Origin of the sequence: Deinococcus hopiensis KR-140 (assembly GCF_900176165.1) — a bacterium.
Classification (GTDB): domain Bacteria; phylum Deinococcota; class Deinococci; order Deinococcales; family Deinococcaceae; genus Deinococcus; species Deinococcus hopiensis.
Map to the genome: position 1 here is coordinate 74,915 of NZ_FWWU01000008.1, position 24,735 is coordinate 99,649.

At 62.3% G+C, this 24,735-nt stretch carries 26 protein-coding genes and 1 pseudogene; 13 read left to right on the plus strand and 14 right to left on the minus strand.

Translation table 11 applies throughout. The features are described from left to right. Positions 1-118: 118 nt before the first annotated feature. Genes B9A95_RS10785 through B9A95_RS10830 form a run of 10 tightly spaced genes read right to left on the minus strand, consistent with a single transcriptional unit; the run spans position 119 to position 10,534 of the window. Positions 119-1,357 carry an LLM class flavin-dependent oxidoreductase gene (locus tag B9A95_RS10785; protein ID WP_084047271.1) on the minus strand — a complete coding sequence of 413 codons (1,239 nt, stop codon included), beginning with the start codon at positions 1,355-1,357 and terminating at the stop codon, positions 119-121. Continuing rightward, entirely contained in the window at positions 1,354-2,337 is a 984-nt protein-coding gene (locus B9A95_RS10790) for an LLM class flavin-dependent oxidoreductase (RefSeq protein WP_084047273.1), read from the minus strand. Before B9A95_RS10790 ends, B9A95_RS10785 begins: the two co-directional genes overlap by 4 nt. Continuing rightward, positions 2,330-3,337, minus strand: a complete 1,008-nt coding sequence (locus tag B9A95_RS10795; RefSeq protein WP_084047275.1) for an LLM class flavin-dependent oxidoreductase — start codon at positions 3,335-3,337, stop codon at positions 2,330-2,332. The genes B9A95_RS10790 and B9A95_RS10795 overlap by 8 nt, the downstream gene beginning before the upstream one ends. Then, the gene (locus tag B9A95_RS10800; protein ID WP_084047277.1) at positions 3,334-4,161 is read right to left on the minus strand and encodes an ATP-binding cassette domain-containing protein; all 828 of its coding nucleotides are present in this window, start codon (positions 4,159-4,161) and stop codon (positions 3,334-3,336) included. Before B9A95_RS10800 ends, B9A95_RS10795 begins: the two co-directional genes overlap by 4 nt. After that, the gene (locus B9A95_RS10805) at positions 4,158-4,946 is read right to left on the minus strand and encodes an ABC transporter ATP-binding protein (protein WP_084047279.1); all 789 of its coding nucleotides are present in this window, start codon (positions 4,944-4,946) and stop codon (positions 4,158-4,160) included. The genes B9A95_RS10800 and B9A95_RS10805 overlap by 4 nt, the downstream gene beginning before the upstream one ends. Continuing rightward, positions 4,943-5,848, minus strand: a complete 906-nt coding sequence (locus B9A95_RS10810; protein WP_212648308.1) for an ABC transporter permease — start codon at positions 5,846-5,848, stop codon at positions 4,943-4,945. The genes B9A95_RS10805 and B9A95_RS10810 overlap by 4 nt, the downstream gene beginning before the upstream one ends. After that, a complete protein-coding gene (locus B9A95_RS10815; protein WP_084047281.1) occupies positions 5,845-6,795 on the minus strand; it encodes an ABC transporter permease in 951 nt (316 codons plus the stop codon). The genes B9A95_RS10810 and B9A95_RS10815 overlap by 4 nt, the downstream gene beginning before the upstream one ends. A 7-nt stretch (positions 6,796-6,802) precedes the next feature. Beyond that, complete coding sequence (locus tag B9A95_RS10820; protein ID WP_084047283.1) at positions 6,803-8,287, minus strand: ABC transporter substrate-binding protein; 1,485 nt, start codon at positions 8,285-8,287, stop codon at positions 6,803-6,805. 19 nt (positions 8,288-8,306) lie between these two features. Continuing rightward, a complete protein-coding gene (locus B9A95_RS10825) occupies positions 8,307-9,644 on the minus strand; it encodes an O-acetylhomoserine aminocarboxypropyltransferase/cysteine synthase family protein (RefSeq protein ID WP_084047285.1) in 1,338 nt (445 codons plus the stop codon). Beyond that, entirely contained in the window at positions 9,641-10,534 is an 894-nt protein-coding gene (locus B9A95_RS10830; protein ID WP_084047287.1) for an alpha/beta fold hydrolase, read from the minus strand. The genes B9A95_RS10825 and B9A95_RS10830 overlap by 4 nt, the downstream gene beginning before the upstream one ends. Positions 10,535-11,949: 1,415 nt before the next feature. Between B9A95_RS10830 and B9A95_RS33560 the strand changes: the two genes are divergently transcribed. The 6 genes from B9A95_RS33560 (at position 11,950) to B9A95_RS10845 (ending at position 16,291) form a co-directional block, all read left to right on the plus strand. Beyond that, positions 11,950-12,093, plus strand: a complete 144-nt coding sequence (locus B9A95_RS33560) for a hypothetical protein (RefSeq protein WP_170928581.1) — start codon at positions 11,950-11,952, stop codon at positions 12,091-12,093. Between the two features lie 329 nt (positions 12,094-12,422). Further along, complete coding sequence (locus tag B9A95_RS10835; protein WP_245808253.1) at positions 12,423-13,610, plus strand: erythromycin esterase family protein; 1,188 nt, start codon at positions 12,423-12,425, stop codon at positions 13,608-13,610. A 188-nt stretch (positions 13,611-13,798) separates the two neighbouring features. Then, positions 13,799-14,017 (plus strand): hypothetical protein, encoded by a 219-nt coding sequence (locus tag B9A95_RS32080; protein ID WP_139806678.1) that lies wholly within the window; start codon positions 13,799-13,801, stop codon positions 14,015-14,017. Between the two features lie 582 nt (positions 14,018-14,599). After that, a complete protein-coding gene (locus B9A95_RS33565) occupies positions 14,600-14,764 on the plus strand; it encodes a hypothetical protein (protein WP_170928582.1) in 165 nt (54 codons plus the stop codon). Between the two features lie 791 nt (positions 14,765-15,555). Beyond that, on the plus strand, positions 15,556-15,795 hold the full coding sequence (locus B9A95_RS37060; RefSeq protein ID WP_084047291.1) for a helix-turn-helix domain-containing protein: 240 nt from the start codon (positions 15,556-15,558) through the stop codon (positions 15,793-15,795). A gap of 25 nt (positions 15,796-15,820) precedes the next feature. After that, positions 15,821-16,291: a transposase gene (locus B9A95_RS10845; RefSeq protein ID WP_084047725.1), complete on the plus strand. Its 471-nt coding sequence runs from the start codon at positions 15,821-15,823 to the stop codon at positions 16,289-16,291. Between the two features lie 173 nt (positions 16,292-16,464). Here B9A95_RS10845 and B9A95_RS10850 read toward each other — a convergent pair. Beyond that, positions 16,465-16,767, minus strand: a pseudogene (locus B9A95_RS10850) (IS701 family transposase); the annotation flags it as partial. A gap of 171 nt (positions 16,768-16,938) precedes the next feature. Further along, the gene (locus B9A95_RS10855; protein WP_139806680.1) at positions 16,939-17,406 is read right to left on the minus strand and encodes a hypothetical protein; all 468 of its coding nucleotides are present in this window, start codon (positions 17,404-17,406) and stop codon (positions 16,939-16,941) included. A 349-nt stretch (positions 17,407-17,755) separates the two neighbouring features. Here B9A95_RS10855 and B9A95_RS37065 point away from each other — a divergent pair, with 349 nt between their 5' ends. Further along, positions 17,756-17,905 (plus strand): transposase, encoded by a 150-nt coding sequence (locus B9A95_RS37065; protein ID WP_084047293.1) that lies wholly within the window; start codon positions 17,756-17,758, stop codon positions 17,903-17,905. Positions 17,906-17,954: 49 nt separating this feature from the next. Here the strand turns inward: B9A95_RS37065 and B9A95_RS10865 are convergent, their stop codons facing one another. Further along, complete coding sequence (locus B9A95_RS10865) at positions 17,955-19,190, minus strand: aminopeptidase (RefSeq protein WP_084047295.1); 1,236 nt, start codon at positions 19,188-19,190, stop codon at positions 17,955-17,957. 730 nt (positions 19,191-19,920) lie between these two features. Between B9A95_RS10865 and B9A95_RS10875 the strand changes: the two genes are divergently transcribed. The 5 genes from B9A95_RS10875 (at position 19,921) to B9A95_RS10895 (ending at position 23,463) form a co-directional block, all read left to right on the plus strand. Further along, complete coding sequence (locus B9A95_RS10875) at positions 19,921-20,280, plus strand: response regulator (RefSeq protein ID WP_084047298.1); 360 nt, start codon at positions 19,921-19,923, stop codon at positions 20,278-20,280. A 36-nt stretch (positions 20,281-20,316) separates the two neighbouring features. Further along, on the plus strand, positions 20,317-20,703 hold the full coding sequence (locus tag B9A95_RS10880) for a response regulator (protein WP_084047300.1): 387 nt from the start codon (positions 20,317-20,319) through the stop codon (positions 20,701-20,703). A gap of 677 nt (positions 20,704-21,380) precedes the next feature. Next, entirely contained in the window at positions 21,381-21,773 is a 393-nt protein-coding gene (locus tag B9A95_RS10885; RefSeq protein ID WP_170928584.1) for a response regulator, read from the plus strand. Between the two features lie 69 nt (positions 21,774-21,842). After that, positions 21,843-22,211: a response regulator gene (locus tag B9A95_RS10890; RefSeq protein ID WP_170928585.1), complete on the plus strand. Its 369-nt coding sequence runs from the start codon at positions 21,843-21,845 to the stop codon at positions 22,209-22,211. A gap of 106 nt (positions 22,212-22,317) precedes the next feature. Continuing rightward, a complete protein-coding gene (locus B9A95_RS10895; protein WP_084047306.1) occupies positions 22,318-23,463 on the plus strand; it encodes a sensor histidine kinase in 1,146 nt (381 codons plus the stop codon). Between the two features lie 3 nt (positions 23,464-23,466). On the opposite strand, the gene B9A95_RS34565 is transcribed toward B9A95_RS10895, so the two are convergent. Continuing rightward, positions 23,467-24,476 (minus strand): IS630 family transposase gene (locus B9A95_RS34565; RefSeq protein ID WP_425429899.1). Its coding sequence is split into 2 segments (ribosomal slippage): positions 23,467-24,002 and positions 24,002-24,476, totalling 1,011 coding nucleotides; the frame shifts between segments, so codons are not numbered across the junction. On the opposite strand from B9A95_RS34565, the gene B9A95_RS35365 reads away from it, so the two are divergent. After that, a complete protein-coding gene (locus B9A95_RS35365; protein WP_425429935.1) occupies positions 24,414-24,716 on the plus strand; it encodes an ATP-binding protein in 303 nt (100 codons plus the stop codon). The genes B9A95_RS34565 and B9A95_RS35365 overlap by 63 nt on opposite strands. Positions 24,717-24,735: the final 19 nt, after the last annotated feature.

Here is a 24,735-nt window from a genome sequence, read left to right on the forward strand (position 1 = left end):
AATAGACGCCTGATACAAAACCAAGATGAGTTCCGAGTATAAGAGTTATTGGAGCTCAGTGGTGTAGAACAGCAGCAGGTTGGACAGCCGGACCCTCCCGGTTGAGAAGGTGCAGCCCTCATGCCCGGGCCTGCACAGCGTGCGCCGCGCCATAGTCCTTACGAAACAAGTTGCGCCGCTGCAACTCGGGGACGACCCAGCGGGTAAAGTCGGTCAGGGTGGTAGGGAGGTAGGGAAAGGCGACGTTGAACCCGTCAGCGGCGCCTGTCGTAAACCAGTGCTCGATGTGATCGGCAACGTCCTGGGGAGTACCGATCAACGTGTGGTTGCCGTTGGCAATCCGGTGGACGAGGTCACGGATGGTCAGGCGCTGCTCCTGGGCCTGTTGATACCAGCGCTGCTGCGTACTCACGCTTTTTTCGGTGACCGGCAAGGGGGGCAGTGGCGCGTCAAGGGGCAGGTCCGCCAGGGACACGCCGCCCAACCAGTACTCCACGTCACCCAGCGCCACCCGGGGATGAAGAAGGGCCTTGAGCCGTCCGAATTTTTCCTGAGCCTCGTCGCGGGTCGGTGCGATCACAGTCTCAAGATTCGGGCAGATGATGACATTATCTGGGTGTCGCCCGAAAGTCTCGGCGCGTTTGCGCAGGTCGGCGCGGTAGGCTTTTACGCCGTCATACTCCCGAATGTTGGTGAAAATGACTTCGGCCACGCGAGCAGCAAACTGCTTACCCGCTTCGGAAGCGCCCGCCTGGGCGATAATGGGCCGGCTCAGCGGGGGAGAGGTGAACGGCCGGGTGGGCGAAATGGTGAAGTGCTGGCCACCGTGTTCGAAGAAAGGCTGACCGCCCTGTCCCCAGAGGCCCAGCACCACATCCGCGAATTCTTCAGCCCGAGCGTAACGGCTGGCATGGTCGGCCAAGGCGCTCCCCCCGAAGTTGACGGCCTCGCCATGGTTGAGCGAGGTCACGGCATTCCAGCCAGCGCGACCTCCAGAGAGCGCCTGCAGCGTGGCGAAGATGCGGGCAACCTCCAGCGGATCGCTGTACGAGGTCGAAACCGTTCCAAACAGACCAATGTGAGTGGTCAGGGGAACCAGGGCCGCGAGGAGACTCACCGGCTCGAACGTGTCATTGACCACCGCCACGCGCTCCAGCACGGTTGGATGCGTATCGGGAAGACCCGCCAGATCGGGGATGAACACCGCATCGAATTTCGCAGCTTCCAGTGCCTGCACCAACCTCGACACGTAGGGAAAGTTCACGCCTGCGTCGGGAGGTGAATCCGGATGACGCCAGCCGGCCAGGTACTCGCCAGCCGGCTTCAGGAATGCGTTCAGACGCAGCTGGCGGGTCATGCCACAGCCTTCCTGGCTGGTCTGGACAGCGAGAAGCGTTCTCTTAGGTGCTGACCAACGTGAGCGGGTGTGACCACACGGCGCTCGCGCAGGCGCGTCATGGTCTGCACCATCACGGTGACGGCAGCGGGTGACCAATCCGTGAGGCCCACCTGCACGCCGTGGGCCGCATGGGTGAGCCACAGGTGCTCCAAATGATTGGCCAGCACATCTGAGGTATCCATATCAGGGTGCGGCGGAATGATCACAGGCGGCCAGGTGACCCACCGCGCTGCACTTCGTGCAACGCTGTCAGGCTGCTTGAGGGGAGGGCAGCTTTCGCGCGGAAGGTCACCGGCACCCCGTGCTTCGGGCACTGGCAGGAGCGTCACGTCCGCCACCCGTGCTGCCACAGGGAGGTGAGCAGCCTCGAGCAGGCTCAGGAAGATCGGGGGATAACCCTGAGGCGGACGTGACAGGTTCAGTGGCCCGGCCACCTGGTAAAACATGCCGTGATGGTCGAGTGCCTGCCGCTCTTCCGGACGGTAGTACACACCGCTCGCCTGGTCTCGCACCGGCGCGCCATCGTCGTAGCTGTCCCACAGACCGCGCAGCACGGTCACCAGTTCCAGCAGGTGCAGCTTCGCCCGTGAACCGAAAGGCCGTGGGGCCCGGAGGTGGACGCCCACTCGCCCCTTGGAAACGTGGTCCAGTGAAGCCAGACGCCGGGCGAGGTGAAACGGCACCTGATCCACCACAGCGACCTCGGGCACCACGCCGAGCTGTTGCGTACCGGCAAGCAATACGCCCGTCAGCGCCAGCGGATCGAGCTGCCCACCGTTCCCATCAGGCAGACCATGACCGTACTCGTCACGCAGCAGCAGCGCGTGGATGCCCCCGCGGTCCAGGATGCGGGCCACCTCAAGAAGTTTGGTGGTGGGCGGCGTGTCCTGGAAATTCGGGATAGGCAGGGACACCGCGACATGCAGGGCGTCAGACATGCACGAGTTCCTCCCGCTGCGGCGCAGCCCAGCCGAGGGCAGGGGCGACGTCACGCGCAATGATCTCGGCGTTGCGGATCGCCTCTTTCACGGTGGTCTGCTCCGACTGCACAGCGAGAATCAGGTCGCTGCTTAGCGGGAGGACCGGGTCAGCCCGCAGGCTCCCAACCAGATCCTCCGGCGTGCCGTACTGCACGTTCATGGCCGCGAGCAGTTCGTGAGGCCCCGCATGGGCGCTCACCCACCCAGCCTCCCTGTGCGCGGGCAGTTGCCGCTTGACATCATGCCACAACACGCTTGCCCGCTCCTCCCGGCTTGCGCCAGGAAAAGCCCCACGCACGGCGGCAATCCTGGGCGTCGTGCCCCGGAAGGCGGCGTGATAGGCCTTCGCCAGCGGGAGTTGCACGCTGCGCGCTGGACCGATCCCGAGGAGCAGGCCATGGCCGTCGGCAGCCACCTGTCTCACCGCGTCCTCTCGACTGGGCGCTTCCCAAAGCGTCGCGGCAAGACCCGGCGCGGCTGGTTCCAACCTCAGGTCACCCGGCAACGCCTCACCGCGCAGGATGCTCAGGAACCTCTGTTTATGCGCGTCGTACCGCGTGAAGCGCTGAGCGGGATCAACCCCGAAGGCTGGGAACTGCTCCACGGACGGGCCGCCGGTACCGAGACCCAGTTCCAAACGGCCACCGGAGATCGCCTCGAGCACCGCCGCGTCCTCGGCCAGCCGTAGGGGGTCTTCCAACGGCAGCACCGTCAGGGCGGTGCCCAGCCGGATGCGCGTGGTGCGGGCGGCCACGGCAGCCAAGAACACCAGTGGTGACGGGAGCCGCCCCTGCAACGTCTGCAGGTGGTGCTGCGCGACCCAGCCCGTCTCAAATCCGAGCTCCTCTGCGGCGACGAAGAGGTCGATCAGGGCCGGATACAACTCACGTACTGGGAGGTTGCCGTGAAAATGGGTGAGGAAGCCCAGCCGGAAAGGGCTGGAGCGCAGAGGGGTCATAGCGACGCTCCTTGGAACGAGAACGCGGGAATGCGCGGCACTGAGCCCAGCAGCTGCTGGGTGTACGGATGGGTGGGTCGAGCGAAAACAGTGGCGGTTTGCCCGTGTTCCACAACCCGACCGTTGTGGAACACCAGCACGCGGTCGCACAAGTGCGAGACCACACCGATGTCGTGTGAGACGATGAGCAGGCTAAAGCCCAGGGAGAGGCGCAGGGAGCGCAGCAACTCCAGAATCTGCGCGCGCACCGTTACATCCAGGGCGCTGAGGGGCTCATCGCCGATCAGGAGCCGGGGCTGATGAACCAGGCTGCGGGCCAACGCGATGCGCTGCCGCTGCCCGCCGCTGAACTCGTGAGGGTAGCGGTGCAGCGCGTGCTCATCCAGCCCCACCTGCCGCAGCATGTTCACCACCCGGTCGAGGTGGGTATGACCTGGAATCTCCGGGACGTTGAGCGCTTGAAGCGGCTCCCGGACAATGCGCTGCACCGTGAAGCGGGGGTCGAGCGAGGCATAGGGGTCCTGAAACACAATGCCGGTTTCACGCCGTAGCCAGTGCAGGGTGCGGGCCGGGCCGGGAATCACGTCCCGGCCGTCAAAGCTCACCTGGCCGGCCGTCCACGGTTCCAGGGCCAACAGCATCCGGACCAGCGTGGACTTCCCGGAACCGGATTCTCCGATCAACGCCACGCTCTCGGCGGACTGGATGTCCAGATCGACGTTGTCCACCACGCGCTTTACGGCGGGTGGGCTCCAGAAGAACCGCCGACCGTCGCTGACCGGGTATTCACGGCTCAGGCCACGGGCGCTCAGCAGCGCGGTCATGCGCTCACCCCCCCGGACCACTGACTCGCCCGGGCCGCGCTGACCAGATGGCGCGTGACCGGATGTTGCGCCCGGTTCAGCAAGTCCTGCACTGGGCCGCGCTCAACGATGCGTCCGCCCGACATCACGGCGGCGTGCGTAACGACCTGGGCCAACACGCCCAGGTCATGCGTGATGAACAGCAGGCTGGTGCCGCTGCTCTCGACCAAATCGAGGAACAGCTGGAGGATCTCGGCCTGGACCGTGGCGTCGAGCGCGGTGGTGGGCTCATCAGCGATCAGCAGGCGCGGGCGGGCAGCCACTGCACTGGCGATGCCGACCCGCTGCCGTTGCCCGCCCGACAACTGATGCGGGTAGCGGTCGATGATGGTGGTCGGCTCCGGCAACTGGACCTGCTGGGCCAATTCCACCGCGCGGGCCCTGGCCGCGCGGCGGGAGAGCCGTTCGTGGATACGCAGCGTCTCGGTCATCTGGTCACCGATCCGGCGAACCGGGTTCAGGGATGTCCGCGGGTCTTGGAACACCATGCTGATCTCCTTGCCGCGCCGGCGAGCCAGCTCCGCCTCTGGCAGGGGCAGCAGCGGACGGCCCTCCAGGTGGACCGTCCCGCGCGCGGCCGCTTCCCCGGGCAGCAGGCCCAGCAGGGACAGCGCCGTGAGGGATTTGCCCGAGCCCGATTCCCCGATGAGCCCGAAGCGGGTGCCGGACTCAACTTCGAAGGAGACGTCGTGCACCACGGGCTGGCTATGGATGTGCACGTGGAGGTTATGGACGGTCAGAGTCATGCGTTCACCCGCTCGGTGTCTGGCCCGGCACCGTTGGGCATGCCAGTGAGGGTCAGGTCGCGCGGGCGAGCGGGCCGCCCGTAACGCGCCCTTGGATCGCTCCAGTCGCGCAGGGCGTCGCCGAGCAGCGAGAACGACAGCACCGTCAGCGTGACGGCCAGGCCCGGCCACACCACGGTGAGGGGATGCACATCCAGATACGCCTGCGTTTCACTCAGCAGCCGACCCCACGACGGCGTGGCCGGCGACGCGCCGTACCCCAGGTAGGACAGGCCTGCCTCAGCCAGCACGGCAATCGCCATGGCATTGGAGAGCTGCACGGTCAGCACTGGCGAGACGTTGGGTAGAACGTGGGTCCAGAACGAGCGTCCGGCCGAAACCCCGGCAGCCCGGGCGGCCAGCACGTACTCGGCGGAGGCCACCCGCACGAGTTCGGTGCGCAGCACGCGCGCCACGCTGACGCCCAGACTCGCTCCCACAGCCGCAATCACGGTGCCAAGCGAACTGCCGAACGTGCTGGCCAGCATCATTGCCGTGAGCAGCGTGGGAAAGGCAATCAGCACGTCCAGCACACTACGGCTGATGCGGCGCGCCGGACGCGGGCCCAGGGCGGTCAGGACGCCGAGGCCCAGGCCGACTGCGCCGGCCACCACGCCGGAGAGCATGGCCACCAGCAGGGTTGTGCGGGTGCCCACCAGCAGGCGGCTCAAGATGTCCCGGCCAGTGCCGTCGGTGCCGAGCAGATGCGGCCATGAAGGGCCCAGCCAGCGGCGGTAGGGATCTGCCTCATCAGGAGCGAAGGGCGTCCACATCAACGAGAGCAGGGCCAGTACGGCCAGCACGATCAGGAACGCCAGGGCCAGCCGAGCGGGCAGCTGCAAGCGGCGCGGCGCCGCGTTCACGCGGCCTCCCGCTGACGCGGGTCGATCAGTCGGTGCAGCGTGTCCACGGCCACGCCGATCAGCAGCACCGCGCCGGTCAGCACCAGCAGTTCCCCCTGCACCTTCACCAGATCGCGGTTGCCGACGTCGTTGATCAGCATGCGGCCCACTCCCGGCAGGTTGAAGAGCTGCTCCACGACCACCGCGCCCACGACCAGCCCTGCCATCTGCAGGCCCAGCACCGAGATGACCGACAGCAGCACCGTGGGCAACCCGTGGGAGAGCAGCGCGCGCGTCCGGGTCATCCCCTTGGCGGCGGCGGTGCGCACGAAGTCCTCGTGTAGCACTTCCAGCACGGCCGAACGCACGAAGCGCAGCAACACCGCGCCCTCCACCAGACCGATCGCCAGGGCCGGCAACAGCAGGGAGCGCAGCGCCCGAACCGGACGCTCCCAGCCTTCGCTGGGGAACCCCTGAGCGGGCAGCCAGGGCAGTTTGAGTGCGAAGGCCAGCACCAGCAACAGGCCACTCCAGATGACAGGGACAGAAGCGGTGAGTTGCGCCACGCTGCTGATCACCGCACCTATACCCTGGCGGTGCTTGAGGCCAGACACAACGCCCAGCGGTACGCCGATCAGCACACCGAACCCCAAGGCCAGCAGCGCGAGCGGCAGCGTGACCTGCACCTTCCCGAGCAGCTCAGACGCAATGGGCGTCCCGGTCAACAGTGAGGTGCCGAAATCGCCGCGCGCGACCTGGGCCAGCCAGTGCGTGTACTGCACCGTCAGCGGCTCGCTCAGCCCCAACGCCTGCCGGATGCCAGCAATCTGATCCGGGGTCGCCTGCAGGCCACCGATCACCAGGGCCACGTCTCCCGGCATGACTCGCAGGGCGAAGAAGATGAGCATGCTGGCAACCAACAGACCGAGCAGCAGCGAACCGACTTGATGGGCAAGGATCCGGATCACGTCCCGCCTACCTGTTCACGGTAAGGCCAGCGAGATTCAGGCGGGCGCTGGTGAAGTTGGTGGGCACGCCGGTGATTGACTTGCGGATGGCTGTGATGGTCTTGGCCGTGTACAACCAGTCGGCCGGAGCGTCCTGCGCCACCAACTTGGCAGCCTCGGCCAGTTTGGCCGCGCTGCCCCGCTCAGTTGTGCTGCTCAGCGCCTGGGCGTACAGGGCCTGCACCTTGGCGTTGTTGTAGTTGAAGTAGTACTGCGGGTTCGCCCAGTTACTGAAATCCCGCGCCTCCGCGTGATCCACGTAGCTCAGGTCATAATCCTTGTTGGTGTACACGTCTTTGAGCCATGCAGCGAACTCCACCTGTTTCACCTTCAGTGTGATGCCCACCTTGGCGAGCTGGGTGGTCAGCACGTCGCTGACCGTGGTGCCGTAGAAACTGGGGATGGTGAGCGTCAACGTGAGGTTCTTTTGCCCGGCTTGGGCCAACAGGTTCCGGGCGCGGACGGGGTTGTAGGAGTCGATGCCCGTCAGGCTGGCGTAGCCGGGGTCGCCGGCCGCGATCGGCCCGCCCTGCTGCACCCCATAGCCGTTGAGCACCGCGATGATGGCCTTGTGGTCGATGGCCTGGCGGATCGCCTGACGTACGCGCAAGTCATTCAATGGCGCGCGGGCATTATTGAAGGCCAGGGTGTACTTGTCCGTGGTGCGGCCAGTGACGACCGTGAAGTTCCTGTTCGCCCGAATCTTGTCCAGCAGGTTGCTGTCCACGGCCGTTTGCACGTCCAGATCCCCGGACAGCGTGGCGTTCACGGCAGCGGTGCCGTCCGGGATGTACTTGAAGACCACCCGCGCCACCTGCGCCTTCTTGCCCCAGTACGCGTCGTTGCGTACCAGGGTTAGGCTGTCACCCTGTTTCCAGCTCGACAGTTTGTAGGGCCCGGTACCGTTGGCCGTCGTGGTTAGCGCGTTGGTCGCTGCCTGTTCGAGGACCAGTCCAGCGCGGCCTGACAGGTTCCACAGCAGCGCGGCGTCGGGTTTTTTCAGGCGCAGCACGACTGTGGTCGCGTTCGGACTCGTGATGGACTGAACGTTCTTCAGGTCAGCGTTCCCGCGGAGCGTCGGGGTGGTGCGCACTTGGTTCAGTGACCAGACCACATCGTTGACTGTGAACGGCTTTCCGCTGTGAAAGGTGACGCCGTTGCGTATGTTGAAGGTGTACGTCAGGCCGTCCTCGGAGACGCTGTACCTGCTGGCCAGACCAGGTACGATCCTGCCGTCCTGGGTGCGCGATACCAGTCCCTGGTAAACGTTGTCGATCAGGACCTGATCCAGGGCGATGCCCGCAGTGTTGCGGATGTCCAGGTTGGTGGGCTCTAGCACCAGCCCTACGTTCACCGTGGCGTTCAGGTCGGGGACCGCCTGGGCTGGAGTGGCGAGCAGAAGGGCAGCACTCAGGGTCAGCAGGCGGGTACGGACGGTATGTGTGTGGGTCATGGGTCCTCTGGGGCCGCGTTCAGGCGGTCTGGGTGAGTGGGAGGTGCTGGACGGCCGCGAACGCGAACTCCAGGTCCGCGATGAGGTCTTCGGGATCTTCCAGGCCGACCGACAGGCGGATCAGGCCGGGCGTAATGCCGCCGCGCCGCTGCACATCGGGTGAGAGCTGGGCATGCGTCGTAGACGCCGGGTGGATGACCAAGCTGCGGACGTCCCCGATGTTGGCGAGGTGACTGAACAGCCGAAGCGACTCGGCAAAGAGTTGTCCTGCGGCGCCGCCGCCCCTGATCTCAAAGGACACAATGGCGCCCGCGCCGCGGGGCAGGAGCTCGGCGGCCCGCCGGGCCCAGCGGCTGTGCGGGTGGGTGGCGTAATGCACGGCGGCCACCTGGGGGTGAGCGTGCAGGAAGTCCGCGACCCGCTGGGCGTTGGTGACATGCTGCCTCACGCGGAGGCTGAGGGTTTCCAGGCCCTGGAGCAGCAGAAAACTGTTGAATGGCGAGGGCGCCGGCCCGTAGTCCCGCAGTACGGTGGTGCGCAGGCGCAGGGCGTACGCCAGCTTCTGGGGGCTGAAGCGCGCCCAGTACCCTTGGGCTTCGTGGGGCAGATCAGGGAAGGTGAAGCCAGGCCATTTATCCGGCTCGGCCCCGAAGTCAAAGGTCGCGCCGTCAACGATGATGCCGCCGATGGCAGTGCCGTGGCCTGACAGGAATTTCGTGGTGGAGTGCGTCACGATATCCGCCCCGTGCCGCAGGGGTTGCAACAGGTACGGCGTGGCCAGGGTGTTGTCGATCACCAGAGGCACGCCGGCTGCGTGCGCGATGCCCGCGACAGTGGCGATGTCCAGCACGCTGCCCAACGGATTGCCCACACTCTCCGCGAACACGGCCCGCGTGTTTGGCTGAATGGCACGCCGCCATGAGGCGAAATCGTCGATGTCGTCGATAAACGTGGTGCTGATCCCGAGTTCGCTGAAGCGCCGGGCGAACAGGTTGGATGACCCGCCGTAGATGTGCGATGACGACACCAGGTGGTCTCCGCTGCGCAGCAGGTTCAACAGCGCCAGCGTATTCGCAGCCTGACCGCTGGACACCGCCACGGCGCTCGCTCCGCCCTCCAGAAAGGCGATGCGTTCCTCAGCCACGGCGGTGGTCGGGTTGGACAGCCGGGTGTACGTGTGGTGCTCCAGGTCGTTCAGGGCAAACAGGTCGGCGGCCTGCTCAGCGGACTCAAACTGGAAACTGCTGGTGGCATAAATTGGGGTAGCCCGCGCCCCGGTCGATGGATCAGGGCGCGCTCCAGCGTGAATCTGCGCGGTATCAAACCCCCACGGTCGGCGTGGATCGGTCGGCGTCACAGCGCGCTCCTTTCGATGTCCTTAAGCGCCTGCGTCAATGCACTGGGGGTGTCCTCCTGCAGATTGTGCCCACCCTTGATGGGGTACAAGGCCGCGTCAGGGAGGTAACGCTGGAATTCGGTCAGGTGGCTGGAATTCAGGAATCCCTGCGTCCCATACACCAGGGCCACAGGAATGGTCAGATCCTGGAGGGATGCCCACAAATCCAGGGGGTCGTGGGTGGGCAGCTTGAACAGGTCGAGGTGAGCCAGATGGTGCTTAAATTCCACCTGACCGTCTGGGGTGACGCGGGTGTTCAGGTACACGCCCCGCGCCACGGCCTCTCGGTCTGGTCCGAAGCCGAACGTCAGGGCACGCTCGACGATGGCCTCCCTCGAGGGGTACTGCCTCGGCCCCGCCAGAAAGTCCTTGACCGGGTTGGGTGCCTTGGGATCAATCTGCACGCCGGGCGTGATGTCTACCAGTACCAGGCTCCGGACCTGCTGCGGCTGACGATGAGCAGCAGCGATTGCGCTCAGGCCCCCAAGAGACTGCCCTACCAGAATCTGCGGTCCCGAGGTCAGTTGATCCAGTACGCCGCCAATAGCAGCTGCATTGGTAATGGGGCGATAATCGGCGTCCTCGCGCCAGTCGGAGTCGCCATGGCCCGGCAGATCAACGGCCAGCGCTGGCCTGTTGAGGCCAAGGATGGTGGCGTCCCAGGTATGTGCGTTCAGTCCTGCCCCGTGTAGGAAGGTGTACTGAGGCGGCTCGTTCGTCCAGTGCAGCGTACTGATATTGAGGCCACCGACGGTAGCGTTCTTGCGCCTGACGTGAGGGAGGTGGGCGGAACGGCTGACCAGGGCAGCGTCCTGTGGGAGAAACTGAAACTCTTCGGTGACCGTGGTCATGGCTCTCCTTGGGGGTGTGCCGGGGAAGCTGCATGTTGTGTTTCGGCGTGATCAGCAGAAGGGCGGGTGGTGGTACTCGGGTAATGGCCATAGCCCTGGGTGAATGAATGCCTGCGCCAGCTCCAGATGCAGTCGTGGGCGGTGAGCAAGTTGGGGATCACACGGCTCCAAGTGGCTCTTGGGTCTTGTGAAGCACCCATAAGATTACAAATCTTATCAACTATTCTGTCAGCGACCTGGAATCAAGGTGGAGATCAATAGGGTCCGTTGTCAGAGGGTCCTGCGGTTACACTGCTCGACCGACAGTGCGCTTTGTGCTCAGCCCAGGAGGTGATCCTCCGGGAAGCCCGTCCCAGATCGATTCATAAGTCGCGATCAAGCACCTGTGCCGTTATCTGCTCGGCAATCAGCCCAATTGGGAGTGACACTGAACATGACCCAGCTTCTTATCACCGACCTGGTATCAGTCAGCAGTAGCTCGCTTAAGCCTTCGGGAAAAACGGCCTGAAACGCATGCCGATTCTCTGGAAAGCAAGTTATACCTGGGTGGTAAAGGCAGGCCGTGACCTAGTCATAGTGCTCGGTCACCGAACGACATCGACAGGCACCAAACTGGTGAGCCGAGCGCTGGGGGTGCAGCTGGGTGTGCATCATGTCGTCTCCAGTTTCGCAGCGAGCTCTGAGCACCGGTAGAAGTGGTGACCAGGGTCGTGGTATCGCTACCTTAAAGAAGATTACAAATATTGTCAACTAGCGTTGTCGACGGAAAGCAGAGCGTGCGGACGAACTCTCCCTGGCGCTGACTCGGGCCAGCAAACTCATACTCCTTGCTGACGCGCTCCTCTTGCTCCTGCTGCAGTGATGCCCGAAGTCTGGACGCTCAAGACCCTTTACTCAAACCCCCTGACCGGTCAGAGAGATCTCCGACTCTCCCGTCATCAGGAAAACCCCCAGGCCCCTCTCGTCGCCGAGCGCCCAGGTATCCGTTGAGTTCAATACGCGAGAAGGCATTCGGCGGTAAGGGTATGGGGAATGCAGATGGACTGGGTCACCCCAGGCCTTTTTGCTGGGAGGACATACGCCAGGCACAGAACGAAGCGCGTCGATTACACTAACGTGCGTCTGAAAAACGTGCTGGAGTGGGTTTTACCTGCGTAGAGAATGGAGGGATGATGGGGCGGAGGTGGTGCCCGCATGACTGGGGCGTCACCTTCCCAAACGACCTCACCGATGCCGAGTGGAACGGAACGTCCTCCAGCCGCTGACCCCACCTGAATCGCTTGTGGGTCGACCGCGCAAGTGGTCTTTGCAAGAAATTCTGGACAGCATCTTTTATGTCCTTCGTGGGGGCCGTCGCCTGGCGGGGTACGGCCTCACGATCTTCCCCCTGGCAAACGACCGACCACGCTCACAGGATGCGTCCCCCTGAGTGCCATGGTGCTCCCACAAATATTCGGGACATTGAAGACGGGCCGGTCCTGGCGTGGCTGGTGGAGCGCCTTGAAGTGGGCATGAGCTGTGAGGTGGGCGCCCTGTTCATTCCGCTGGATATGCGCTGACTCCTTCCTCCTGAGCGCGCTTGGCCTGTTCCTTCCATAGCCCTAGAAATGGCTCAAGCTTCCTTCAGGGGCATGCCGGTCTACGTGCCAAACCGGGCGTTAGGGTAGATGCCCTGCCCCTCTTTCGCCCACGTCCGCAACTCCCGGAGGAACAGCCCATGCCCCTTCCCCTGCACCCCGGACTTCTTTTATGCTCCGCCCTGCTGCTTTCACCGGTTCATGCCCAGGTTCCGGCGCTTCCCCCCTCTCCTGTTTCCCCCGTGCAAGCGATTCGTCGGGCGGCCCTGCCTCTGAATGAAAATTCTCAGACTTACACGCCACTGCTGAACATGGCGAGGAACCGTTCGGTGGTTCTGATTGGGGAGTCCACCCACGGCACGCACGAGTTCTATCGGACCCGCGCGGAAATTACCAGGCGGCTGCTCGCTGAGCAAGGCTTTGACGCCGTGATCATCGAGGGGGATTGGCCCGACGCCCAGAGGGTCAACCGCTTCGTGCGGGGAGAGGGCACGGACGCCACGCCCGAGGAGGCATTGGCGAATTTCGAGCGCTTCCCCGAGTGGATGTGGCGCAACACAGTGGTGCGCGACTTCGTGGGCTGGCTGCGCGAGCACAACCGCACGCAGCCACGGGCGAATCAAGCAGGGTTCTACGGTATGGACCTCTACAGCGCCGTTCAGTCGCGGCAGGAGGTGATGCGCCTGCTGGGAGCGCTGAATCCCGGGGGGCTGGGCAAGGTTCGTGACCGGTACAACTGCCTGAACCGCCTTGCCCCGGAAGTCGACAGCGGCATGCCCATGCCTTTGGAAGGAGACGGCAATGCCTGTGAACAAGGGGTAACGGCCGTCCTGACTGAGCTTCAGCAGTACCGCACCGCGCAACGGGGCCGCACTGGGGTCTCTGCTGAGGCCCTGTTTGATCTGGAACAGAATGCGCGTGTGGTCCGTAATGCCCTGACCTACGAACGGGTCAGCCTGGACCCCTTCGGCGGTTCCTCGTCGTGGAATGTCCGTGATGGGCACATGTTCGAAACGCTGGAGGCCATCCGCAGCCATCTGGGACCTCAGGCCAGAGTTGTGGTTTGGGCGCACAACTCGCACCTCGGGGATGCCAGCGCCACCGAGATAGGCCGGGGCGGTGAGCTGAACCTGGGTCAACTCGTGCGGCAGAAGTACGGAATGGCAGCGCTGCTCGTCGGCTTCACCACCCACACGGGAACGGTGACAGCAGCGAGAAATTGGGACCGACCAGGCGAGAAACGCGCGGTGCGGCCCTCGCTGGTGGGCAGTTACGAGCGGCTCTTTCATGACACGGGGCTGTCAAGCTTCTTGCTGTTTCCGTCTCGTCTGCCCGCCGCTGCCTGGGGAGACGAACGGTTGGAACGGGCCATCGGGGTTGTCTACGCGCCGGAAACGGAGCGGGAGAGCCACTACTTTCTGGCGAACCTGCCCCGTCAGTTTGATGCCGTCATTCACTTTGACGTGACGAGAGCGCTAGAGCCGCTGCCACAACGCTAAGGGCAGATGCACAGGGCAATCCCAATGGGACGGAAGGGGAGAGCGTGGAGTTCAAATAGGCCGCCCGCACACCCAACTGCCGCAGCGGATTGACCTCGTCCTTCATCCGGGCGCTGAGGTGGCGCTGCTCCCAACGAGCAGGTCTTCCTCAGTGTGATGTACGGCGCCTCGATCCTCAGGGAAACATCTTGGCGACCGCCGACACGTCCATCACAGGAAACTGGGCCAGTCCACTTGTGCTGAGTCTTGAACGCCAGAGCGTCTACAGCACCCGCACGCTTCTCGCCGCCCAGAATCCACACATCCTCAAGCGCCGCTGGACGGCTCCCCTCGCTTCAACGCAGGCTTCCCCCCTGGCCCGACAGCAAGACGACCGCTGTGACCGGCAAAGGGGCGGGGATCGTTGAGACTCGTCACGCTTCCTCGGGGCTGGTGCGTTAACACATGGTCCATCCCCGCCATCAGCAGGCCAAATCGGATGATCGGGAGTCTGCCGCCGTCACTGCGCTTGCCTATGACCCTACGGGCCGTGTGCTCGCCATTGGTTCTGGGGGCGATGGTATTCCGCGACATGACTTGGTCACTGGGCAGGAACGGTTGCTCTCAGCGCAAGACAGGAAACCTCAAGCGCCCGCACATACAGGGTCTGTGACTGTACTGGTATGGACAGGAAAGCAAACGGTGGTGAGCGCAGCAAACGACGAGACGCTCCGACGCTGGGAGACACAGAGGGGTCATGAGCAGGTGTGCTTGAGCGTTCCTGGAGGCGCACAAAATCGTGCCCTCTGCCCAAACAAGCCATGCGGCTACATGTAGTCCAGCCCGGCGATACCCTAGAGCATTTGTCAAAAAAACCACTTCTTTTTGACCGAGCAGAGCGAGCGAATCTGAACGACCAGTGGGAAGAATGAAGCCGTGAGGGATGCCCTTCCACTCACGGCGGAATTTGGACAAATGCTCTAAACCTGTCCACCCTGTGGACCTAAACCATGTTCGAGTTGGGCGGCATTGCCCGCACCATCCTTAACTTGCTCGGGGAACCGGACATGCAGGGGCGAGCGCTTTCCCTCCAGTTCGTCGTCGCCCTCCTGGCCGCAATTGGGTCCATCCTGCTTCCCCCAGGCGAGAAGGAAGAAGTGCCCGGCCCGAATTGATTGTTGACCTCACCTCCCTGCGCAAGGAAGGCCGTTTTGAGCACCTGCAGGGATGGATGCACCGCCTGAACGACGTCACCACGGTGCATCTTGTCGTTCTCTATCTGTGGTGTAGCTAGCTTCATATGCCCAGGTCGTTCGCCGTATGTGTTTCCGCACCTACCGAGAAAAGCACGAACGCTTGTAAATCGCTGGTGCCATAGTCGCTTCACTCCCAGGTCTGGGGAGTGAAGCGGAGGAAAACTGACAGATTCAAGTAAGTCGCTCGATGTAAAACTATTCCATCATGCCGGAACCTGTTGGTCTCATCGGAGCAAAGTGGAGTGGAGAGCCACTCCTGGCGTACCTGGAGCAGGTACGCGCTCGATTGCAGCGTGCGCACGCCCGTGAGATCAACTGGCGTTCGGAAACCTTTGAGCGCCAAGCGCTCGAAGAGGAAATGGCCTGGAGACTTCAGCACTCCCGCTTCTAAGTAGGTCGTATTGAGATTGTAGAGTTAGGTATGGCAGGACCTGCTCGACGTATCGAAATCTCAGACGAGGATGACGTGGTGCTGCGTGAGTTGGAGACCAGTCGGCACACGCGCCCTAAAACCCGCCTACCGGCAAGTCCCTGTGCGACTTCACCGACAGGGCTGGAGCATTCCCCAACTCGCCAAACACTTTGATCGTAATCATCAAGCGATCCACAATGATCTGACACGCTTCATCGAGCGTGGCGTACCAGGTTGAGCCGATGATCCCCCACCCGGCCCACCCTCACGAATCACGGGACAAGCCGAGCAGTTTCTCGTGGAGAAACTGCGAGAAGAGCGCTTCTGGAACGCGACCATGTTGTGCGCGGAGCTCAGCAAACAGTGCGGTGTGGTGATCGGACCCAGGGCACTGTCCAATCATTTGAAGCGCATGGGATACAGCTGGAAACGCGCGAGGTACGCCCCCGCCAAGACCCTTGACCCGGAGGTTGTACACGGGCATCAGGCCTCTTTGGAGACCTTAAAAAGGAGGCGCTGGACGGCAAACTCACGCTGAAGTACCTCGGATGGGGTTGTCCCTGATGTTGTCTGTGGGTGCCACCTGGTCCAGGCGGGGATCTGGCCAGCCGTTCAGGATCCCCACACGGTGGGGATCCGCTGGACGCTTCAACCTCATGGGTTCGTACAGCCTGCACGGGAATCAACAGGACCTGGACGTCCGAGAACGGCAAGGCACCTGTACTGGTGAACAGGTCATGGCGTACCTCGGTACCCTGGCCGCCCAGTGCACCCTGGATCAGATCACGGTCGTCGTGCTGGACAACGCGCCCTTTCACAAGGGCGCGAAGCTCAGGGAAAAGATCGCATGCTGGGAAGAGCAGGGGCTGTACCTGCGGTACCTCCTGCCCTATGCCCCGTTTCTCAACCTCATTGAGGGCGTGTGGCGTCAACTCAAGGCAATTTTGATGCCACGCCGCTGCTCTGACTCGGTCGGTGAACTTCGAGCAGCCCTTGTCACTGGACTCAAGGTTCTCGGAGCAAAATTTATCTGAATTCTAAATGCGACGTACTGAGCAAGAGGAGAGCGAGCGTAGTTGGCGTCGGAGATGACTTTTTTTGGCGCTCGCCTAATGCTGACGTCTCCACCAGGACCAATGCCAGACCATTGCGTGAGCGTGAGTGTGCTGGAGGGCCAGGAGCAAAAGGCGACGGACCTCTGGCACGGTCAAAGGAATGAGGTCCTCGTCGTGGACCGCCCCCCCTTTTTCTCCTGGGCGGCCACCACCGTCAGGAAGGCATGTGCCAACATGGCGAGCGTGATGTGTCGATACCATCCCACCCAGGAGCGCACTTCGTATTGATCCGGACCGACTTGCCCCTTGGCCATCTCGAAGGCCACTTCTACCGCCCAACGTGACCCAGCAGCCTGCACAACCTCACTTAAGGTCGTGTCCGAGGGCGCAAACACAATGAAGTCAGCCAGGTCCGTCGGGTTTTTGCGTGACCGACGAGCGAGCACCCTATGTTCGGTCACGTCCTTGTTCCTCGCTGCTCAACTGACCTATGGCAGCAGCCCCACGCACCGCTCTCGTCCGTCGCCTGGACCTCCCCGGCCCTTCCGGCCTTACCGTCTTGCACGGCGCTGTTCTCCATCGCTGCTTCCTGCTCATCCCTTTGGTCCGTCATTTCTCCTCCTTTCTCAGGCGCTCTGCAGGGTCATCAGGGGCGACCGTCCGGCAGAGTGCAGCAGATGCTCCATGTACCGCTGGGAAAAACCCTGCACGAGCATCTCGGCCACTTGCGCGGTATCCGGCCCCAGAGGATGACAGAAGGGCTCAGGAACGTTGAATCCGTTCACCTGGGCGCCTTGCACGATGAGTTTGCCAGCGTAGGTCACGGTTAGCGGGAGCTGTACTTTGAACACCGGGCTCTTCAATCCGTCGAGCGGCAGACGCATCGAGATCAGCAGCACCGCAGCGCCCGCCACTTCCTGTGTGGAAAGGGAATGCCCGAGCAATTGGAAGTCGACGTCCCGATACCCGCGGTGTTCCAGGGCCACCTGAATCTGAGCTTGCAGTTCAGTCAGGTACGTTTGAGCCCGGTTCTGCGCCTCCTGTTGGATATAGAGAAGCTGAGCGAAATCGAGGGCGCAGGGTGAGGGGACCATTCCCCTGCGTATACCTAAAGAATTAGAGGTTGACATGGTCATATCAGCATCCCAGAGCGGGCAGGGCATCAGTGGCTGAGGAGACGAACGTGAGTTAACTGCTTTGAGAACATCTTCCCCAATTACCTTAACTCAACTTCACGCAGTTGCTCTTTCTTTTGTTGAAGCGACCGTGATGCAAACCCACATACTACGACCTCCCACATTGCCATCACTCTTCCAAACAAGGCCTGGTGGGTCACTTGTCACGGACGGTTTCCCAAGAATAGAGATGTTGGGAGGAATCTCGGTCAGGACGAATTTCTGCTCTCTCATAATCGAGAGGTCTGAAAGCCTACGCCCGTGACAAGTGACCCACTGGCTACATTTGGCCCCTGGGCTGTTCATCAGCAAACCCAGGAAAAAGAGCGGGCATCCCATACGGGATGCCCGCTCCATCTTCAACGGCCTCATTTGGCTGGCCCGAACCGGAAGCCAATGGAGTCAGCTCCCCCATTGATAAGGTCTTGGTTCTTCAGGCCCTGTGAAAGTGAGGCGGTGTTGCACTCTTAAAAAGCCCACTCTCCGCTGCGGAGAAGCGGCTCTCGGGTGCCGTCCGCAGTGATCCCGTCCACGTCCACGCTGGTGCTGCCAATCATGAAGTCCACGTGCGTCAGGCTGTCATTGCCGCCAAGTGCGGTGATCTCCTCCGGACTGAGATCACTCCCACCCTCGAAGTTCTCACTGAACGAGAACCCAAAGGCGAGGTGGCACGCAGCGTTCTCGTCGTACAAGCTGTCGAGGAAAAGCGTGCCCGTCGCAGAGACGGGGGACTGGGTAGAGACGAGAGCGACCTCACCTAAAAAGCGCGCGCCTTCGTCCGTACCCAGTGCCCGCTGCAAGGCCTCTTCACCCTTTGAAGCCCGCGCTTCGACAATGCGGCCCTCCTCAAAATACAGTTCGATGTCCTCAATCAGCGTGCCAGACAGGCTCAGTGGCTTGGTCGCGCGCACGGTGCCTCGTACCTCCGCGCGATGTGGAGCTGTGAAGAGCTCCTCCGTGGGTAAGTTCCCGGCAAAAAACACGCCCGTTGGCGTCAGCGAGGCACCACCGACCCATACATGGCTATCGGCCAGGCCAACTTCAAGGTCTGTGCCGGGTCCCTGGAAGTGGACTGCTCGGTACCGACGTGCGTTGAGCGCGTCGGCCCGGCGGGCAAGCTCTGCAAGGTGATCACGCCAGGCCTGTACGGGGTCTGGCTCATCCACGCGGTTGGCGGTGAAGACGTCGTCCCAGAGCCGCGCAACGGCAGCGTCGGCAGGCAGTTCTGGGAAGACTCGGGTGGCCCAGGCGGTACTGGGGGCTGCAGCGCGGCACCACGCGAAGGCGTTCTTGCGCATCAGTTCCGTGAAGGGGCGGAGGGGCCCCTGACGGCCCCTCCGCTCCCGGTCGATCAAGTCGGGGTCGATATCCGCCAGGAGCGTTGGATCGTCGGACGTCACGTGCAGGAATGCGTCCCCGCGCTCAGCCGTTTCCCGCCACAGGTCAGCGCGCCACTGCGGAAACGTGGAAAGGGAGTCCGGCGCAGCGTGCTGGAAGCGGACGCGAGCGGTATACGCGTCGTTCCAGATAATGTTTACCAGCGGTGCACCCGCTTTATAAGCGTGCTTGGCAATCAGCCTGGCGAGGGGCGCACATTCCAGATCCGTGCTAAGCAGCAGGCGTTGCCCGGCCTGGAGGTTTACTCCAATATGGATGAGCAAAGCGGCGTAACGGTCGAGACGCTCTTTGAAAGTCAGGGACATGAGGTCACACCATAGGCGGCGACCCCATCTGGCGGACTTATTTATTTTACTTAGGTGGTTCTATCAGAAATGGCGTACCCGATTGCGCGCCCTCATAACTTAGAGCCTAAAGATATTTTGAGTGTCGTAAGCGTGATGCCTTGTGCGTGTAAAATAGTCATGCGAGTCCTCCTGAGAGACGGGAACAGGGTTCTGAGTAGGGTCACTGGTATGATTTCGCCCGCTTCCCCTTCTTCCGTTTCCGGACGGATGGTGCAGGCATCGAGGGCTCAAGGTGGTGTCGCCGGGGCGGCTTTGGGATACTGCGAAGGGGGTGCAAAGGGCTGACGGCCACCAACACCAGGTGGGCTTGCCCATTGCGCTCGAAGGCGGTGACGTAGGCGGTTACTCCAGCGATCAGGGCCTCAAGCCGCAGGCCATCGTGGGAGACCCGACGCAGGACTGCTCTTGGCCAACGTTGGAGCAGCCGCACGACATACACGGGGAGATCCAGCGCGATCTGTTGCAGGAGGAACAATCCAGCTTGGGAGTGCGTTTCGGGTCACCCGGGCAATAGGGATGCACCTGGGGCTGTCCCCCCAGCAATTCATGAAGAGGGAGGAAACGAACGACTGTGAATGGCGCCCTATGGTATTGCTCACAAGCACCTGATTGGGGGAACGACGGGATTGGGACGGTCCTGCAGTAAGCTCACCTTGTGGATGCTCATCCAAGTGCGTTCTCCTTACTCTTGGTTGACGATGATCCGGCGGACGTTCTTCTGGCGCAGATGGCCCTGGATGAACTGAATGCGCCCGTGAAGGTGGAGGTCTCGCACGACGGTGTGCGGGCGTTGGCACGCTTGAAAAACGGGCCCACGCCAGACCTGGTGTTGATGGACATGAACATGCCGGCCCTGACAGGACTCGGGGTGCTGCTCAAGCTCGGGCACACTCTGCGCGGCACGCGCGTGGTCCTGTGGAGTTCAGGCTGGAAAGCGCAGGATGAGCCAGCGGTCATGGCCGCCGGAGCCGAGGCGTACCTGCGCAAACCCACCCATTACAGCGACTTGCTGGCGCTCCTGAAATCACTGACCCAAGGAACCAGGTAGGGCGGAAGCGGAGGGGTACCCCTATAGTCGTGTCCGATGCCCCTTCTACTCCCACCCTGTTCCGTCCTTTTGGTCGAGGACAATGCCTTAGACGTCGTACTGGTGGAAACGGCGTTAGAGGAACTGCAGTTTTTAGGGCAGCTGGAAGTGGTCCTCGGTGGCGAGGAAGCGGTGAAGCGCTTACAAATGCGACCTCTACCGGAGGTCGTGCTGATGGACATTCACATGCCGCGGGTGGGTGGCCTGGGCGTCATGGAGGCGCTGGGTGTGGGATTGACCAAGGTGAAGGTGGTGTTGTGGAGTTCGGCATTCAGTCCACTGGATGCCGTGGAGGCCCAGGCAGCGGGCGTGCACCTCTACCTGGAGAAGCCGAGAACCTATCAAGACCTGCTTGAAGCGTTAGGCCGCGTCATTACGTGCTGACCTGGCGCTGAGCGGTGCGCCCCCAGAGTCGAACCGTGCCGTGCCTGAAAGCGCGTGTGTCTGCAAGGGGCATGGAGTTACGGGCGCGCCAGCAGAACGCGCCCTGCACAAACCGCCAGCAAGACGAGGTAGGTCAGGTCTGCATGGGGACCTCCTCAGGAGGAACAGCAGTCGTGTATGGCCCGCCGGGCTGCTGGGGCAACATGGCGGACCTCCTTGAAACAGATGTGCCCTGGCCTCACGCACGTGGTGGGCCTGGGTCGATGCCCCACGCTGTTCTTCCCATGCAGGGCGACATAGAGCGCTGGTGGTCTGGGCCGGATTCGAACTGGCAAGGACTGGCGTTCAGTCCCCTGACCAGGGCCGAAACGTTCGCTCGAACAGGGTGAGCCAGGCGAGAACGCTGGGCGTTCGTCCGTCAGCTGAACGGAGGAATGATCGTCCTCTCCCCACGTCAAGCGAACGGTCGGGGTCTCAAGACGGTAGGGTCGAGCGACTTGGGCAGACCATCAGGCGTGGAACAGGAATTACGCTGGAAACTGCGCTGGAGGTAACATTCCAGAAACGGAAAAAACCTCACAGGTTCAAGACGTACGGATCCCAGACCCTTCCCCCTCTCCTCTCCGGAATGAAAGCAGGATCAGCCTCGAAGGGTTGACGGAGTGTAAATTTATGCTGTGATTCCTGGTGCCGCTGTGTGCTCGCTGCTCTTGGTCGACGACAGTGACACCGACGTGTTCCTGGTCGAGTCTGCCCTCGCAGAATTTGGAGCCTCCTTCAAAATGGAAGTCGCGCGAGATGGTGTCGAAGCCATCGAAGCGTTGCAAACCGGACCTGACCCGGACCTCGTCCTTTTGGACGTCAACATGCCCCGCATGAATGGGCTGGAGGTGCTGCAAGCCCTGAACGGCAACATGCGGGGCATGCGAGTGGTGGTGTGGAGTTCCGGCTGGCAGGCCAGAGACGTACAAGGCGTGCTTGACGCTGGAGCAAAAGCGTACCTGCAAAAGCCCAGTTCGTACCGAGCCCTCGTCACCCTGCTGGGCAGTTTCCTCCAGGACTGCGCGTAAGACTGCAGTCACGGGACTTCCGGTATACCTGGAACCGTGTCCCCTCGCACTCCAGTTTCCCTTCTCCTGGTGGATGACAGTCCCATCGACATCTACCTGGTGCAGTTGGCCCTGGATACCCTGGGATTCCCCGTTCACCTGGAAGTCATTTTCGAGAGTCAAGAGGCCCTAAAACGGCTTCAATCCGCCCCTGCTCCCGACGTCCTCCTGATGGACATGTACATGCCCGGCTTGAATGGGCTTGAGGTGTTACAGGCCCTGAAGGGCACGCTGGGAGGGGCGCGCGTGGTGCTGTGGAGTGCCGGAGTCCGCCCTGAGGAGGTGGCGGTTGTCCAGGCAGCCGGCGCCGAGGCGTACCTGGAAAAGCCTCTGGACAACGCAGCCTTGCTCAGTACATTACAGACCCTCCTGGGACAAGTTGATCGCCGCGCGTCCTGATCTGGGTTTACGTTCGCTTTGTAAAGTGTTATGACACTTCAGAACTGTCCGTAAGCCTTCTTCAGGCTGTTCCTGAAGAAGGCCCGCTCACCTTTATTGTGGGTAGGTGACGACCCCGCCCACGCCGCTTACAGCTCAGGCCCTCGGTGAGCGGCTGCAGCACATCACTGAAGTGCTCGCAGCGGCCAACACGCAGGACATGGTCTTTGAAGCCGTCTTGCACCCTGCATTGGACGCCCTTAGAGCCAGCACGGCCACCGTACTCCTCGCGGACCGTGAGGGGCAGCGCCTGGAACGTGAGGCCTTGCTCGGGTATCCCGAGGGTGACGCTTCCATCTGGCAAAGTGCACTGGTCGAGGACGACGGCCCCGCAGCGGAAGCCCTCAGGATCGGCGGGGCCTTGTTCTTCCCGGAAGTGCAGGACCTGGTGAAGAAGTACCCGAACCTCGAAGCCCGCATGGGCGCAACGGCTCCGGTGGCGGCCACGGCGGTCCTGCCTATGTTTTTGGACCGCCGTCCTCTTGGCGTCATCGTGCTGGATTTCCAGGAACCTCACCACTTCACGCTTGAAGAGCAGCGGTTCGTCCGCATTCTTGCCGCTCAGTGTGCCATCGCGTTTGGTCGGGTCCGCCTCCTGCAGAACCTGGAAGGGCAGGTGACGGCCAGAACCCGCGAGCTGGAAGCGCAAAAAGTAGTCCTTGAGACGCAGCAGGTGACCATGACGGAACAAGCGCACGCGCTGCAAAGTGCCAATGAGGAACTGGACGTCTTTACCCTGTCGGTCTCGCATGACCTCCGGGCTCCGGTGCGGCACATGCGGGGCTTTCTCAGCCTCCTGAAGCGGGAAGTGGAAGGGCAACTGACGGGAAAAGCTGCCCGGTACTTCCAGGTGGTGGAAGACACTGCTGGGCGCATGGACACCATGATTGAGGCCTTGTTGCAGTTGTCCCGCACCTCTCACCAGGACATGCGGGTTGGACCTGTGAATGTGGAGCGCTTGATCGAGAATCTGAGGTCTGAATTGCAGGGAGAGGCGGCGGACCGCGATATCACCTGGGTGATCCATCCAATCCCGGTGGTGATGGCGGATGAAGCGTTATTGCGGCAGGTCCTGATGAATCTGTTGTCCAATGCAATGAAGTACACCCGGCAACGTGAGGGCACTCGGATCGAGGTGTGGGGGGAGGAGCGGCCCGACGGGTGGGTGATGGAAGTGCGGGACAACGGGGTGGGCTTTATTGATCTCGGCTGAAGTTTAGGACGGAAGGTAGCTGTGGAGGAGGCGAGCAGGGAGTCGGACATACCGGACGCGCGCCCATCCAACCTTGAGGCGCGCCTTCAATTCCTTCAGTGTCCGTGCACAGAAGTTCCCCAGGACGTTGCGCTTGACATAGGCCCACACCAGTTCAATGGGATTGAGTTCCGGAGCGTACGGCGGGAGATATTGCAGAGACAGCCGTGCTTCACCTGTTGCGAAGGCCGTGACGGCCTTCGATTTGTGGATGCCGGCGTTGTCGAGGACGACCACGACCTCTCCTGGAACGTGCGTCAACACGTGCTGCAGGAAGCGAATCACGTCCGGACTCTTGAACGCGCCGTGTTGCGTGTGTTGCAGGAACTGGCCGGCAGTGGTGAGTGCACCGATAGTCGACACCTTGTCCCAGCTGGCTTTGCCATACACCACGGGCGTGTGGCCGCGCAGCGCCCAGGTGTGCTTCACCGTGCCTTTCAGGCTGAACCCCACCTCATCCAGGAAGACCAGGGTCGCTCCCGCCGTTACTTTTTTTTGATCTCGGGCAGGACGGTCTGAATCCAGGTGGCCACCGCTTCGGGATTCTGTTCCAGCGCGCGTTGATCGGGCTTCTGGCGGGAGAAGCCCAACTGGTGCAGGATTCTCCGAACGTGGTCGCGATGATGCCAGATGTCGAAGTGACGACCGATGACCTCCCGGACGCGCGGGGTCGTCCAGCTCGCGTCGGGGAAGCCATGCACCTGTGCGCCTTCGTTGAGCAGTCGCTTCAGGGTCTCTCGCTGCTCTCCGGAGAGTGCTGGCACTCTCCCCGTGGTGATGGTGGCCTGCAGTGCACCTGGACCCTGGTGCCGCAGGAGGTGCCTCCAGGTGCGCAGAGTACTCATGGAGACACCCAGAAGCTCCGCGAGTTCCTTGCTGCTGTATTGCCCAGTTTCGAGCAGCTTGAGGAAGTGCAGTCGACGTTCTTCAAGTTGAGCTCGCGTCAGGCGCGAGGGCAGCCAACGGTCCGTCATCCACCCATTCTAACGTCCGCAACTTCAGCCGGTATCAATAATGAGGCGTATGCAGGGAGGCTGTTTGGTGTGTTTCAACGGTTGCACCGGTCGGACGTATTTGAGGGTGAGGGTGTTGGGTTGGCGAATGTGCGCCGCATTGTTATGCGGCACGGGGGGAACGTCTGGGCGCGCAGTTCAGAGGGTATGGGAGCAACCTTTGGGTTCTCGCTTCCCAGAGTGCCGGCCACCACGGGATAATGGAGTGGTGTGAAACAGC